The sequence below is a fragment of the Rossellomorea sp. RS05 genome (assembly GCF_039822645.1).
In the GTDB taxonomy this organism is placed as follows: domain Bacteria; phylum Bacillota; class Bacilli; order Bacillales; family Bacillaceae_B; genus Rossellomorea; species Rossellomorea marisflavi_B.
Window position 1 is genome coordinate 1 of record NZ_JBDKWY010000030.1, and the last position, 286, is coordinate 286.

Below are 286 nucleotides of genomic sequence, written 5' to 3' on the forward strand. Positions count from 1 at the left end.
ATCAAGAAGCTTAGTAAGGTTTTTAACCGAGAAATGCTTACCTCCCAGGTTCTTGAGGTTCTCCAAGAGCTTCTCAGGATCTTCTCTCACAAGGTCTTCCGGAAGAGGATAGGAAGAAAGAACAGTGGAGGCGTTCATTCCAATGGACTTATAAACCGAAATAAACTCAGGGAAGTATAGATCAATCCATCGCTTGATCCGGTTTTGAGTCGACGCTCCTTGTTTTTTCAGACGAGCCCTAAATGCCGAACCATGACGCAACTCTGCTTCAATAGGAGTCATGTCA

The 286-nt window shown here is 44.4% G+C and carries 1 pseudogene; it reads right to left on the reverse strand.

From position 1 onward, the window contains the following. Positions 1 to 286 (reverse strand): annotated as a pseudogene (locus ABJ225_RS22325) (IS110 family RNA-guided transposase); the annotation flags it as partial.